Raw genomic sequence first — 14,094 nt, forward strand, 5'->3', positions numbered from 1 at the left:
ATGAAAAGCCTATTGCCGATCAACAGCACGCAACTGGAACGGGCCATGGAGGCGGCGTTTTTCGATAAGACGATTGTTCCGCTGCGCGACCTCTATAACGCTGACACCTGCCCGGCGCACTTGCTGCACCAATTGGCCTGGGCCTGGTCGGTGGACCGCTGGGACAACAAATGGTCGGAAGCGGTTAAGCGCTCCGCTATCCGCTCGGCGTTCTACGTTCATGCTCACAAGGGCACTATCGGCGCGTTGCGTCGGGTGGTTGAACCGCTCGGCTATTTGATCGAAGTGCTGGAGTGGTGGCAGACCGTGCCGGAGGGCGTACCCGGAACATTTGCCTTGAAGGTTGGGGTGCTGGAGACCGGCATCACCGAGGAAATGTACGAAGAGCTGACCTGGCTCATTGATGACGCCAAGCCGGTCAGTCGGCACATGACGGGGTTGGCGATCAGCCTGGAAAGCACCGGCACGGTATACATCGGCGTCAGCGTTTACGAAGGCGACGAACTCAGCGTTTACCCACCGACTCAGCGCGACATCGATGTCAGCGGCTACTTTGCCGTCGGTGGCCGAGAACATCATATCGACACGATGGACATCTACTCATGACTGACCAAAACAGCCAGTTTTTTGCAATTCTCACCGCCGTGGGTGAAGCCAAACAGGCAAACGCAGACGCGCTAGGCGTGCCTTGGACGTTCTCTCAAATGGGCGTGGGTGATGCCAACGGCACTGACCCTATGCCGAGTCGTACGCAAACGAAACTCATCAATGAGCGCCGACGAGCGCCGCTGAACCAGGTCAAGGTTGATCCGAAAAATGCCAGCGTCATCATCGCCGAGCAGATCATCCCGGAAAATATCGGTGGTTGGTGGATTCGGGAAATTGGTCTGTATGACGCGGCCGGTGATCTGGTAGCTATCGCAAACTGCGCTCCAACATTTAAGCCGCTGCTCAGCCAGGGCTCGGGCCGTACGCAAGTTATTCGGATCAACCTGATCGTCAGCAGTACGTCGAACATTGAGTTGAAAATTGATCCTTCGGTTGTCCTGGCAACGCGGGAATATGTGGACACTTGGTTTCTCAACGTGCTGCCGGACACTAGGCCAGATGGCAGGTACACGCGGGTAAACATCAACAAACGCGGCATCGTCGTTAGCGGCGATAACCCTTCGACGTTTCAAGAGATGGGGCTCATTGGCGGTACCTTGTTAGATTCCATCAACATGGCCGATGCTAAAGCCATCTACATTCAGCCTGTGGGTTCGCCGTCCTGGGCAAGCGGCCTCATCGCTGGGAGCAACGGAGGCGAGAAAGGCGGGCTTGGTTTTACCGGAAGTTACAACGCCATCACCTCGATGTTCATGGGGCTCGGCTCTACGCCCTGGGCGAGTGGCAATGGTATTCGAGTCACCTCCAACGGGGTCGATATCACTGGTCCGATTAACGGCGTCGGCTCGGGCCTGACCGGGCTCAAGTTTTCAGCCTTAACGGGAACCCCCAACTCGCTGGCAGGGTACGGAGTTCCATTTACGAGTCAGGTCGAGGCTGAAACCGGAGCCGACACCAACAAGCCAATGAACGCTTTGCGGGTCTTTCAAGCCATTGCAGCAAAGGTGATTCAGGCCACTGAAAGCACACTCGGAATTGCGCGTATCGCCACCAAAACTTTGGTCGACGCCGGTGACGATGACAGCACCATCGTGACGCCGAAGAAACAACGCTGGGGCTTTAGGATCCTGATCGGTCGGGTCGGCTACATCGTCTTTCCGACTTGGTTGAAAGGCTGGATTGTTCAATGGAACGTGGGGGTTTCGCTCACGGGGTCAGCGATCAACACCACCTACTTCCCTATCCCATTCCCAACGGATGTTGGCGCTGTAGTCGTAGGTGCGTACAACAACAACGCTTCAGGCGACTACAGCGTTCGCCTGAGCGACGGCGTGGGCGGTGCAAGCGGCGCCGTGTACGCAGACCGCTTTACGACCTTCAACACCGGCGTAACGGGCTCGGCGGGGTTGAGTTATATCGCGGTAGGTACTTGAGGGGAAAACATGAACTACGCAACTTTTCACGCTGACGGAACGCTTCATCAACGCCTGATCAAGGGCACTCATGAAATCCCGAAAGGCGCCGTCGAAGTTGATGACGCCCTATGGTTAAGGCTCATCCGTGAAAACGATGGCATCTGGTCGATTGATGCTGACGGGAATATCACTAAGCAAGTGTTGCCATCAGTTCCCCAGACGCGTGAAGACATCGAGCGCCTGCGGCTTGCGGCTTATGCTGAGCCTGTTGTGGGATCTGACCGCTACTTCGCCGAAGCCAACCGCATGCAGGTCATGGGTGAGGCAGGCTGGGAGGCAGTGAGAGACGCAGGCATTGCTCGCTTCAACGAAATCCAAAAGCGCTTTCCGTGGACTGAGGATGCTTCATAAGCCTGAGCCTTAACCCTTCAAGATTTTCTATAACTGATGTGAACCCCTAACCCCTTCTTGGGGTTTTTTTATGTCTGGAGATTGAACGTTATGAGTTTCTTCCACGGCGTCACCACGACTTCGGTTGATACCGGCGCACGCACCATCTCGCTGCCGTCGTCTTCCATTATCGGGCTATGCGACACCTTCACCCCGGGCGAGCTGGGCGGCGGCACTGCCAAAGCCGGCGAGTTGAAGCTGATCACCACCGAGCGCGAAGCCATTGCCGCGTTCGGTGCTAATTCGGCGATCACCAAGGCTTGTAAAGCGATCTATACCAAGGCCAAGGCGGTAATCGTCGCTATCGGCGTGCCGAAGCTGGAAGACGCGGCGCTGCAAACCTCAGCGATTATCGGCGGTGTTTTGGCATCGGGTCAGCGCACCGGCCTGCAAGCGTTGCTTGACGGCAAAAGCCTGTTCAACGCACAGCCGCGGTTGTTGATTGCACCGGGTCACACGGCTACTCAGGCGGTGGCCACCGCGCTTGATGGACTGGCGCAGAAACTGCGGGCTATCGGCATTCTTGATGGGCCTCGCACCACCGACGAGGCTGCCATGCTTTACGCCGATAACTTCGGCAGTCGCAACCTGTTCATGGTTGACCCCGGTGTTCAGTACTGGGACACCGAACTCAGCAAGACCGTCGACGCCCCGGGTTCAGCCTGGGCGGCGGGGTTGTTCGCCTGGACCGATGCGGAATACGGCTTCTGGGCCTCGCCGTCTAACAAGGAGTTCACCGGCATTACCGGCACGACCCGGGCTGTGGAGTATTTGGACGGTGACGCGACATGCCGTGCCAACCTGCTGAACAACGCCAATATCGCGACGATCATCCGCGATGACGGCTATCGCCTGTGGGGTAACCGCACCCTGTCGAGCGATCCGAAATGGGCGTTCGTTACCCGCGTTCGTACGCTGTTCATCCTCATGGATGCGGTGCAGGCCGGCCACAAGTGGGCGGTAGACCGCTCGATCACCAAGACTTACGTCAAGGATGTGACGGACGGCCTGGAAGCGTTCATGCGCGACCTGAAAGCCCAGGGCGCAATTATCAACTTCGAAGTGTTCCCGGACACCGAGCTGAACACGGCCAGCCAAATTGCCCAGGGCAAGGTCTATTGGCGCATCCGGTTCACCGACGTGCCGCCGGCCGAAAACCCGAATTTCCTTTTCGAAGTCACCGATCAGTGGATGACCGAAGTTCTTGAAGCAGCCTAAGGGGCCCCGTCAATGATTCCTCAAACTTTGTTTAACACGAACCTGTTTGTCGACGGCGTGAACTTCGCCGGCGACGTGCCTAGCCTGACGCTGCCCAAGCTGACCAGCAAAACCGATGAATATCGGGCAGGCGGCATGGCCGGTGCCATTGAGATGGACCAAGGCCTGGAGAAAATGGAGGCGTCCTTTGTTACCAAGGGTGTTCGCCGTGAGTCGCTGAAGTACTTCGGCCTGGCCGATGGCACCGCTTTTAACGCGACGTTCCGGGGCGCCTTCAGGGGGCAGAAAGGGGCTGTGACGGCCGTTGTCGCCACCTTGCGCGGTCGTCTCAAAGAGGTCGACCTGGGCGACTGGAAAGCCGGTGACCCGGCCGAGATCAAACACGCCATCGCGGTCGCTTATTACAAGCTCGAAATCGACGGGCGCCTCATGTACGAAATCGACATGGTCGGTGGCGTTCAGGTGATCGACGGCAAAGACCAACTCCTAGAAGTGCGCAATGCGCTCGGCATGTAAGGGAATAGATCCTGATGAATCAAGCAACTGCTAAGAAAGTACCGGCCTGGTTGTCGCTCAGCGCGCTCGCAGCTGTCGTCACGCTCACCCGGCCAAGCAATGCGAATGGCGTACTGGTCGAGACATTTACCTTGCGTGCCCCGTCCGTACGCGAAGTGCGGGCAGCCGATAAGGCGTCGAATGGCGATGAGGAACAGCGGGAGCTGATGCTGTTCGCAGGCTTGGCTGAGGTGGGCGTTAAGGATCTTGAAGGCCTCAAGCTTGCGGACTATCGCCGTGTTCAAGTCGCTTATTCGCACCTGGTGCCCGATACCGACTACACGGCGGTAATGCCATCGTGGTTGTCGGTTACCACCGATCAAGCCCTCGTTACGCTTTCCTGCCCTAGTGAAATCAACGGGGTGTCGGTGGATAAATTGGCCCTGCGCTCCCCGACCGTGGGCGATGTGCGTGCGGCGAATCGTGATGCTGCTGGTGATGATGAACAGCGCGAACTGGTGTTATTTGCGGCGCTGGCCGGTGCGCCTGTTGCGGATATGGAGGGCCTGAAGCTGGTGGATTTTAACCGCCTGCAGGCCGGCTATTTTCGTATGGACCAAGACGACGGGCTTTGATCCGAGCGTCATAAAAATGGCCGCGAAACGTCTGGCGGCGGAAACAGGATTTTCCGCCGCTGAGATCCAGTCAATGCCGTTTGCTGAGATGGTGTGGTGGCTCACGGATTGAGCTGCCTTCGGTAAGGCTGTGCAAATGGGGGCCATGACATGGCGAACAAACTCGCCCTCGGGCTGGTGATCGGCGGCGCCGTCAGTTCTACGGTGGGTGCTGCGTTCAAAGATGTGACGGGGCGCATCAAGCGCCTTGAGGCAGAAGGCAACAAGGCGCGTGTGCTGCAGCGCACGATTGGCGACACCATTCGCCTGCGCGATGAATGGAAAAAGGCCCACGACAGTGGTGCTGCCGGTGCGTCCAAATTGCTCAGCCGGTTGAACTCCAACCTCGACAGCTTGAAAAAGCAGGGGGTCGAGGTCGGCCGTCTGGAGAAAGCCTATCGTTCCATGGGGCAGACGGCCAACAAAGCCGAGCTTAAAGCTAAGGGGCATCAGCAGCTTGATGCGGGTAAAGCTGGCATGAAAAGCGCGGTCGGCGCCGCTGTTGTGGGTGTCGGTGTGCTGGCCGTTCCGACGAAGGTCAGCGCGGACTTTGGGGCCATTGTTCGTGACATCGCGATCAAGGCCGGCATTGCCAACAAGCCTCAAGAAAAGGAGATGTCGCGCAAGATTATTGACACCTCCCGTGACACCGGCATGGCGCGCAATGACGTCGCCGACGTGGTTAATCAGTTGGTCGGCGCCGGCATGGAGTTGAGCAAGGCACTGGAATATGCGCCAGTCGCGGCCAAGTTTGTCGTGGGCCAAGGGTCGAACGGTGTCGACACGGCGAAGATGATCAACGCCCTGGGGCAAAACGCCAAGATCACCGACCCCAAGCAGATGCAGCAGGCGCTGGAAGCAATTGCCTACCAAGGGCAGGCGGGCAGCTTCGAAGCGGCTGACATGGCTAAATGGTTCCCTGAACTGTTGGCCAACATGGGCAGCCTGGGCATCACTGGCATGGATGCGGTGACGCAGTTGGGTGCCATGCTGCAAGTGCAGATGAAATCTGCCGGCGGCGCTGATGAGGCGGCCAACAACCTCAAAAACTGGATGGGCAAAATCGGCTCTGGCGAAACCGTCAAGGCGTACGCCAAGGCCGGTATCGACTACAAGGGCTCGATGCAGACCGGTTTGCAGAACGGTATGTCAACGCTGGAAACCAGCATGGCGTTGGCTCAGAAGTACATTCAAGCCACCGATCCGAAGCGTGCGGCGGCGATGGCCGAGGCGACAGCGAAGATCAGCAAGGAATCCGATCCGGAGAAAGCCAAGGCCATGATGGCCTCGCTGGAGGAATCCTTGCGCACTGGCGACCTGTTCGCTGACATGCAGGTCAAGGCCGCGCTGTCTGCCTATATGCAGAACAAGGCGCTGTACAGCCAGCTGAAAAACGATTCCCGCGATGCCACTGGCATCCTCGACAAAAACCTCAGCGAGCGGCGTGAGGCGTCGTCGCAGAAGTGGGCCGAGATGGCTCAGTCGATGGATGACGCCATGCGCAGCGTTGGGGACGCCCTGCGCCCGGTCACGGATACCGTGGCGGAAACGCTGACCCGAGTCACCAAGGGCATTACCTCGCTGTCTGACAGCGCGCCAGGGGTGGTGACGGGTATCGCGGCGGTTGGTGGCGGGTTGATTGCGCTCAAAGGCCTGTTTAGCTCGTTCAAAATCGCCAAAGGATTGCTAAACGTCGCGCGAGGCTCGTTGGGCGGCAAGTCCGGCGAAGTGCAAAAAGTCTTTGTGACCAATGCCGAGGACGGCAAGGGTGGCGGCGATGATGCCGAGCCCAAGGGCAAGGCCGGCAAAGCGCTGTCGTTGGTCGAGACCGGGCTCAAGGCGGTAGCGGCCTTTAAGGGCCAGCCTGTCGATGGCGACGACGAGGCGGATGGCGATAGCGACAAGAAGCCTGGAAAATTCGACCTGATCGCGACTGGCCTAAAGGTAGTTTCGCTAGCTAAAGATGCTGTGTCTGGCGACGACGGCGGCGGCGCGGGCGGTGATTCCGGGGCGGGTGACGACAGCGTTAAGAAGGTTTTCGTCGTTAACGCGAGTGCAATGGGTGGGGCCTCTGGAGGGCCAGGCGAAGCGCGCCGTCGTGGTCGAGGTTCAAGGCGTAACCCCTCGCGCCGTCGGCCAACGCCACCTCGGGCGGGTGGTCCGCCACGGCCTCCGGTCCCACGCCCGCCAGTGCCACGGCCTCCGGTGCCGGTCCCACGGCCACCTGTGCCAATCCCACGCCCGCCGATTCCACCTGTACCGGTGCCTAGCGGCGCGATGGCCCGGCTGGGCGGGGTAGTGCAAGCGGTCGGTAAGATCGGCAAAGCCGCCAAGATGATCCCCGGGGGCTCGTTGATGGAGGCCGGCGCCATGGCCTTCGACACCTATGAAAATGCCAAGACCAAGGACGAACAGGCCGAGGGTTACGGTGCGGCCGCCGGAAATCTTGCCGGCACTATGGCCGGCGCTGCTGCAGGGGCCGCTATTGGCTCAGTGGTGCCGATTATCGGCACCGCTATCGGCGGGCTGGTGGGCGCTTACTTGGGCAGCATGGGGGGCTCTGCGCTGGGCGGCGCAGCGGGTAAGTTGTGGTTTGGGGGGGATGACGAAAAGCCCGCCCCACCGGTAACGCCGTTGCTGATGGCGCCTCGGCCGGGGCCAGCTATTCCAAGCTTGGCCACTATGGGCAAGTCCTTCAATGGCGCGAGCGGTACGGGTGCGCTACCGATGGCGCCGGCAACTCAGGTGCCAGCGCTGGGGGATGCAGCGCGCTCGCTGGCAGTGTCCGCGCCGGCCAAATCGGCGGCGGTGGCAATTCAGCCGAAAGAGATGGATAAGCCTGCGCCGGCCAAAGTGGATCAGAAGTTTGAATATTCACTGAGCATGCCGGTAACAGTGCAAGGGGATGTGAAAGACCCGCAGCGCCTGGCGCAAGACCTCATGCCGCACATGCGCTTAATGATGGCGGATGCGGCGAAACAAAACGCTGCGAAGCTATACGACGAACCGCACATGTAAGGAGGGCTCCATGGCTTACATGGAACAATTGCTGTCGGGCCTCAAGTACCTGGTCGAAGCTGGGGAGGCTGGACGGCGCAGTGCTGACGGCATGCTGGGGCCGGTCAACAGCGCCATTTCGGAATTAACCGGCGCCGCGTCCGAGCTGGAAAATATCCCGTTCGTGGGGCCGAGTGTCGGCGCCAAGCTCCAGCGGGTAATGCGTGGCGTGGATGCAGCACAGTCCAAGGTCGGCCAGGTAGTAGCCGTGTACGGCCGTGCAACGCGGGCGGCCACCGAGGTGCAGGAGCGAATGGGTGCGCTGAAGGAACAGGCGGGCAAGGCTGCAACGGCGATCAACAAGATAGCCGGAAACGTCAGCCCGTCGCTGGCCAACATCGTGCCCACCAGTGCGTTTGCCACGGATGCCACCCCGGCGCCGGAAGCGGTAAAGCCGTTCCCGCACTTGCTGATTATCCAGCCCCGTGACCCCAAGGAGCAGCCCTACTACTTCAATCTGGACACGGCGGCCTTCGACGAACTTAGCCGCTCGACCGAATTCCGCTGGGCCTCACAAGAGCGCCTGTCGCGCCGTCCGGCGCAGCAGGCCGTAGGCATGGGAGACGAAAAGTTAACGCTCAAAGGGACGATTTACCCGGGCTTCAAGGGCGGGCTTAAGCAGCTCGACACATTGCGCAGCATCGGAGCCAGGCTTCAGCCGTTGAGCCTGACCACGGGCTATGGCGATGTAATTGGCACCTGGTGCCTGAAAAGCATCAACGAGGAACAGGGCGCGCTATTGCACGGCGGGATTCCGCGTAAACAAGGGTTCAGTCTGGAGTTTGTGCGCTATGGCGACGACATGCAGAACGTCTGACGGGGACATGCTCGATGTCATTTGCCATAACGTTTATGGCCATCTGAACGGCAGCACCGAGGCGGTGCTGGACGCCAATCAGGGGCTGGCGGATGAGCCCCAGCCCTACCGAGCCGGTGTGGTGATCTACCTTCCGGATCTGCCCAGCCCGACCGGGGAGGGCGTCAGCTTGTGGGATTGACCTCGGGCGCTCCCGACGCCGCCCGCCCGACGCGTTACGCGTAACGACCATTTTTTTTTGACCCGCCATGCGCGGGCCTTTTTTTGGAAAAATTCCATGACCCCTATGTTTAGAATCGTGGCTGATGGAGCCGATGTTACGGCCAAAATCAATGACCGGTTGTTGTTGCTGCGCACCTCTGACAAGCCCGGGATGGAGTCCGACGAGTTTGAGTTGCGCATTGATGACCGGGACGGCCAGGTGGTGCTGCCTCGGCGTGGCAGCTCTATCGAGATCTACCTGGGCTATGCCGAAACGTCCTTAGCGCGCCTGGGGCGTTACGCGGTGGATACAGTCGAAGTGTCGGGTCCGCCGGACACGATAGTGATCAAGGGCAAGGCCAGCGACATGCGTGGCAGTGGCAAGACGATTCGTAGCGGAAGCTGGGAGGATGTGCCGCTGTCGAAGATCGTGGTAGATATTGCGGCGCGCAATGGCTGGCAAGCGGTGTGTCCGGTGGCAACAAATGTCGCCCGGGTGGATCAGCTCAACGAGTCCGATTTTAATTTCGTCACGCGCCTGGCCAAGCAATACGACTGCACGGCCAAGGTGGCCGATGGCAAGCTGCTGGTGATGCCGCGTCAGGGTGGTCAGACAGCCAGCGGCAAGGCGTTTGGCGCGATTACCCTGACACGTAGCGACCTCAGCCGTTGGCAATTCAGCCTTGGGGATCGCAATTCGCACAAGGCCGTGGCGACCAAGCACCAGAACAAGAAGGACGGCAAGCTGGCAGTGGTCACTGTGGACAACGACGACGCCCCGGATGGCTTGCCGGCGGTGCATACCGATCGGCATATCTACCCGAACAAGACCGCCGCCGAGGCTGCCGCCAAGGCTCGGTTGGCGGCGTTCAATCGCTCGACCGCCGACGTGCGTTTCGAGATGCCTGGCCGGACCGATATTTTTGCCGAACGCCTGATCAGCGCCCAGGGCTTCAAGGTCGGCCTTGATGGTGAGTATTTGGCGGACTCGGTGGAGCAGGTGTTCACCCAATCCGGCTGGTCGACCACCGTTGAGTGCAATGCCGGCAAGAAGGGCAAATCCAAGGGCAAGGCAAAGAAAGCTAAACCCCCGCTCAAGGTCGTGAACGTGAACGCGCCTTAAAGCATACATCGCCGCCTCAGGGCGGTTTTTTTATATCTGGAGTTTGTATGTCCGTCACCGAACAACAGCTGCAACGCATCATGCCGAACGCCCGCCGCCAAGCGGGCGTTTTTGTATCTGCCCTTAGCACGGCAATGGAGCATCGACAGATCAACACACCGAAGCGCCAAGCCGCGTTCCTCGCACAGGTCGGTCACGAGTCAGGGCAACTGCAGTACGTCCGCGAGTTGGGCGGCGATCAGTACCTGAGCAAGTACGACACTGGAAAACTGGCCGCGAATCTGGGCAATACGCCTGCAGCAGACGGTGATGGTCAGCGCTACCGTGGCCGTGGACTGATCCAGATCACCGGCCACGACAACTATCTGCGCTGCAGCCTGGCACTGTTCGGCGATGAGCGATTGCTGCGCACCCCCGAGCTGCTCGAGCAGCCGCAATGGGCGGCAGAGTCGGCGGCGTGGTTCTGGTCCGTGAATGGGCTGAATGCGCTCGCGGATCAGGACCAGTTCAACACCATCACCCGCCGGATCAATGGGGGCCTCAATGGCCTGGAGGATCGGCTGCAGCTGTGGGCCAGGGCGAGGGCGGTGTTATGCGTTTCTTCGATCTGATCCCCGCGCAGTTCCGTTTCGCTGCCGTCGGCGTGCTGTTGTTGATGGTGCTTGCCGGATCTGCGGCGTTGGCCTGGACTGTCCAGGACTGGCGTTATGGCCGCGAGCTGGAGCGCCAGGCCCGGCTGCAGACGGACACCCTTAACGAGTTATACCAAGCGTCTGCCGCCGTGCAACGTACCGAGCAGGACAAGCGCCTGGCTCTGGAGCAGCGTCTGCAGAACAAAGACGAAACCCATTACAAGGAATTGACCGATGAGCAAACCAAGCAGGCTCGTCTGCGTGATCGCCTGGCTACTGCTGATCTGCGGTTGTCAGTCGTACTCGCCGCCACCGATGCCACCAGCAGCTGTTCAGTGTCAACCACCGCCACCACCGGCAGCGTGGTTCATGGCCCCACAAGAGTCCAACTTGACCCAGCGCATGCTCAACGAATTATCGGAATCACCGATACCGGCGACCAAGGATTGATCGCCCTGCGGGCCTGTCAGGTTTATGCCAAGCAGGTTTCGGGTGGCGGTGATTAGAAGTCAGCGTATAGGTGGCTTATGCATGTACCACATGCGGAGCGTCCATATGTGGCGGCACTTGAACGAGCGTATTCTTCTGATTGGCAGGCGAACGCGGTTTCTATTGAGTCTGAGTTGTTCATCTTTTTACAGACGGATTGGACGTTCGGTGTGCAGGCATCCTTAGTCGCGTTGTGTTTCGCTTCAAAGAGATGATACTCGCCAGTGCCTTTTCGCTTTTTGAGTGTGTAAACAATCATTGTCGGCATTCCTTGCATAGAAAGATGTCGTATTGATATTACTTCCCGCCCTTTCCCAGATGCAATGAGCAAAAAAGAGCGGTGAGTTTGGATGCGTCAACATCCATCTCACCGCCGTCCTCGCAGATGATCCCTGCAAGTCCAGCCAAGGCTCCTGCTTCGTGCACAAAGCGGAGCGAGCCTAGCACTGTTTATCCATACAGCAAAGGTCTTGCTTTTATATGTCCACACCCATCATTCCTTGGATGGGCGGCAAACGCCGCCTGGCCGACCGCCTTATTCCTCTCTTCCCACCTCACGAATGCTACGTTGAAGTATTCGCCGGCGGCGCCGCGCTCTACTTCATGCGTCCGCAGGCCGCGCCTGTTGAAGTCCTCAACGACATCAACGGCGACCTGGTGACGCTTTACCGCGTCGTGCAGAACCACCTGGAAGAATTCGTGCGCCAGTTCAAATGGGCGCTCAGTTCCCGCCAGGTGTTCGAGTGGCAGAAGATGACCCGCCCTGAAACTCTCACCGACATCCAACGCGCCGCACGATTTTTCTACCTGCAACACCATGCCTTCGCCGGCAAGGTGACAGGTCAGACGTTTGGTACCGCGACTACTGGCCCGGCCATCAACTTGCTGCGGATTGAGGAGAATCTGTCTGCAGCGTGGCAGCGGTTGTCTGGCACCTACGTTGAAAACCTGCCCTGGTTGGACTGCGCCGAACGCTACGACCGTGCCCATACCTTCCACTACATGGATCCGCCTTATTGGCAGACGGCCGGTTACGGTGTGGACTTCCCCTTCGAGAATTACGAGCGCATGGCCGACTTTATGCGGCGCTGCAAGGGCAAGGTCATGGTTAGCATCAACGATCACCCGGACATTCGACAGGTATTTGATGGCTTTCACTTTGAGACGCTCGATATCCGCTATTGCAATACCAATCAGCGGCAGGGTAAGGCCGAGGTTAGCGGCGAACTTGTGATCATGAACTGGGAGCCGGCGGCGTTAGGGGGGCTGTTCTGATAGCGTCAAACATCCTTGGATGACACCGGCAGCAGTAAATCAGCTCCCTGGTTTTTCACGCTCCCTACTGCTTTACCAACGGCATACCACTCAAAGTCATCCGCAGGCTGGCAACATTCCTTTGCTATTTCCTCAGCCAGGGCTGGGGGAAGGTTGGGGTCAATCCACTCCCTGGCGTGCTCAGGTGTCAGCACCAACGGCTTGCGGTCGTGAACGTCCACCATGCCCTGATCACTGGCGGCGGTGATGATCACGAACCCATCGCTGTCGTGCGGAGCCAGGCCAGGATGAACTTGGGCAAGCGCGCCAAAGAACATCGGCTTCTGACTCTTCAGGTGAATGAAGTAGGGCTGCTTTCTCTTCGGATCGTCAGGGTCTTTGACCCACTCGTACCACCCTTCACTTGGCACCAGGGCTCGGCCATTCGGCCAAAGTTGCTTGAAGAACTTTCCCGTGGTGACCGTCTCTACACGGGCGTTGATCGGATCGGGGCGCTTGCCCTTGGCCCAGAACGGCGCCCATCCCCATTTGACTGCATCGATATGCAGCCCATCCTCTGCTGCGTGCAGTAACTGCACCCGTGTCGACGGGGCAACGTTGTAGCGATCAATAGGCTGAGCGTCGTAACCGCTGAACAGCTCTATCTGGGGGCTCAGTTCTTCAATGAAGATCGCCATTCCTTCGTACTGCACGAATCGTCCGCACATACGCACCTCTCCGCCTGTCGAAATCCCCTACAGAAAAATTGACCGCAAGCGTGCTACAAAGTTAACTGTACATTCGTACAGTATCTGTAAAAGGCCGCATCATGAGCTTCACCATTCTAGGTCCTATCGCTGAGGCAGGCGCGAAGCTGCCTTTGTGTTCGTTCCAGGTACCGGCCGGCTTTCCTTCGCCGGCAGCGGATCATATCGAGCAGCACATCTCATTGGATGAGGTCCTGAATATCCGCGCACCGCATGTGTACCTGGTAGCCATCACCGGGGAAAGCATGCAGGGGATTGGTATTTTTGAAGGCGATCTCGCGGTGGTGGATCGTGCCATTGAGCCGGCTCACGGGCATGTGGTGGTGGCTCTGCTGAACAATGAACCCGTCTGCAAGCGCCTATGTAAGCGCGGCCGGGAGGTGATCCTTTTATCAGAGAACCCCAAATACCCGGCGCGTTATGTGCTTGAAGGCGATGAGCTCTCAATCTGGGGTGTGATCACCAGCACAGTGCGCAGCCATGTCTAAGCAAGAACCGACCTTTGCGCTGATCGACTGCAACAGCTTTTATGCCAGTTGCGAGCGGGTGTTCCGGCCGGACCTGGCGAAGGTGCCCATCGTGGTGCTGAGCAACAACGACGGCTGTGTCATTGCGCGCAGTTACGACGCGAAGCCGTTCATCAAGATGGGCGAGCCGTATTTCCAGATCAAGCACAAGCTCAGGCAGCACGGCATTGTGCCGTTCTCCTCCAACTACGCGCTGTACGGCGACATGAGCGAGCGAGTGATGAGCCTGATCGAGGCGTTGGTGCCGGCAGTTGAGGTGTACAGCATTGATAAGAATAAGTTGCATACTGTGGACGCCCAAACGTAGATCTTGTCCCCATGGACATTGACGCTTGCTCTTACAGAGATTCCACTTGCCTACCGTCG

Annotated in this window: 15 protein-coding genes and 1 pseudogene; 15 read left to right on the plus strand and 1 reads right to left on the minus strand. The window is 58.8% G+C overall.

All coding sequences use genetic code 11. The annotated features are described in order from the left end of the window. From BOP96_RS19675 to BOP96_RS19740, 13 genes are all read left to right on the plus strand, one after another. Nucleotides 1–606, plus strand: a complete 606-nt coding sequence (locus BOP96_RS19675; protein WP_073453772.1) for a phage tail protein I — start codon at nt 1–3, stop codon at nt 604–606. After that, complete coding sequence (locus BOP96_RS30600; RefSeq protein WP_073453774.1) at nt 603–2,042, plus strand: phage tail protein; 1,440 nt, start codon at nt 603–605, stop codon at nt 2,040–2,042. The genes BOP96_RS19675 and BOP96_RS30600 overlap by 4 nt, the downstream gene beginning before the upstream one ends. Before the next feature lie 9 nt (nt 2,043–2,051). Then, complete coding sequence (locus BOP96_RS19685) at nt 2,052–2,435, plus strand: hypothetical protein (protein WP_073453775.1); 384 nt, start codon at nt 2,052–2,054, stop codon at nt 2,433–2,435. A 90-nt stretch (nt 2,436–2,525) separates the two neighbouring features. After that, nucleotides 2,526–3,692, plus strand: a complete 1,167-nt coding sequence (locus BOP96_RS19690) for a phage tail sheath subtilisin-like domain-containing protein (RefSeq protein WP_073453777.1) — start codon at nt 2,526–2,528, stop codon at nt 3,690–3,692. 12 nt (nt 3,693–3,704) lie between these two features. Further along, nucleotides 3,705–4,208 (plus strand): phage major tail tube protein, encoded by a 504-nt coding sequence (locus tag BOP96_RS19695; protein ID WP_073453779.1) that lies wholly within the window; start codon nt 3,705–3,707, stop codon nt 4,206–4,208. 14 nt (nt 4,209–4,222) lie between these two features. Beyond that, nucleotides 4,223–4,822, plus strand: a complete 600-nt coding sequence (locus BOP96_RS30790) for a phage tail assembly protein (protein ID WP_073453781.1) — start codon at nt 4,223–4,225, stop codon at nt 4,820–4,822. Between the two features lie 150 nt (nt 4,823–4,972). Continuing rightward, nucleotides 4,973–7,879, plus strand: a complete 2,907-nt coding sequence (locus BOP96_RS19705) for a phage tail tape measure protein (RefSeq protein ID WP_073453782.1) — start codon at nt 4,973–4,975, stop codon at nt 7,877–7,879. A gap of 10 nt (nt 7,880–7,889) precedes the next feature. Then, complete coding sequence (locus BOP96_RS19710; RefSeq protein WP_073453784.1) at nt 7,890–8,735, plus strand: phage tail protein; 846 nt, start codon at nt 7,890–7,892, stop codon at nt 8,733–8,735. Next, nucleotides 8,710–8,916, plus strand: a complete 207-nt coding sequence (locus BOP96_RS19715) for a tail protein X (protein ID WP_032888644.1) — start codon at nt 8,710–8,712, stop codon at nt 8,914–8,916. Before BOP96_RS19710 ends, BOP96_RS19715 begins: the two co-directional genes overlap by 26 nt. Before the next feature lie 96 nt (nt 8,917–9,012). Continuing rightward, nucleotides 9,013–10,059: a phage late control D family protein gene (locus BOP96_RS19720; protein ID WP_073453786.1), complete on the plus strand. Its 1,047-nt coding sequence runs from the start codon at nt 9,013–9,015 to the stop codon at nt 10,057–10,059. 47 nt (nt 10,060–10,106) lie between these two features. Beyond that, complete coding sequence (locus tag BOP96_RS19725; RefSeq protein ID WP_073453787.1) at nt 10,107–10,670, plus strand: glycoside hydrolase family 19 protein; 564 nt, start codon at nt 10,107–10,109, stop codon at nt 10,668–10,670. Beyond that, nucleotides 10,652–11,197, plus strand: a complete 546-nt coding sequence (locus BOP96_RS19730; protein WP_073453789.1) for a lysis system i-spanin subunit Rz — start codon at nt 10,652–10,654, stop codon at nt 11,195–11,197. The genes BOP96_RS19725 and BOP96_RS19730 overlap by 19 nt, the downstream gene beginning before the upstream one ends. A gap of 463 nt (nt 11,198–11,660) precedes the next feature. After that, entirely contained in the window at nt 11,661–12,455 is a 795-nt protein-coding gene (locus tag BOP96_RS19740; protein ID WP_073453793.1) for a DNA adenine methylase, read from the plus strand. A gap of 5 nt (nt 12,456–12,460) precedes the next feature. Here BOP96_RS19740 and BOP96_RS19745 read toward each other — a convergent pair whose 3' ends face one another. Continuing rightward, a complete protein-coding gene (locus tag BOP96_RS19745) occupies nt 12,461–13,162 on the minus strand; it encodes an SOS response-associated peptidase family protein (RefSeq protein ID WP_073453795.1) in 702 nt (233 codons plus the stop codon). 101 nt (nt 13,163–13,263) lie between these two features. Here BOP96_RS19745 and BOP96_RS19750 point away from each other — a divergent pair, with 101 nt between their 5' ends. Both BOP96_RS19750 and BOP96_RS19755 read left to right on the plus strand, forming a co-directional pair. After that, complete coding sequence (locus BOP96_RS19750; RefSeq protein ID WP_073453797.1) at nt 13,264–13,689, plus strand: LexA family protein; 426 nt, start codon at nt 13,264–13,266, stop codon at nt 13,687–13,689. After that, nucleotides 13,682–14,002, plus strand: a pseudogene (locus BOP96_RS19755) (Y-family DNA polymerase); the annotation flags it as partial. The gene BOP96_RS19750 and the pseudogene BOP96_RS19755, both read left to right, overlap by 8 nt. Nucleotides 14,003–14,094 lie beyond the last annotated feature (92 nt).

The sequence above is a fragment of the Pseudomonas sp. FSL W5-0203 genome (assembly GCF_001896155.1).
In the GTDB taxonomy this organism is placed as follows: Bacteria; Pseudomonadota; Gammaproteobacteria; order Pseudomonadales; family Pseudomonadaceae; genus Aquipseudomonas; species Aquipseudomonas paracarnis.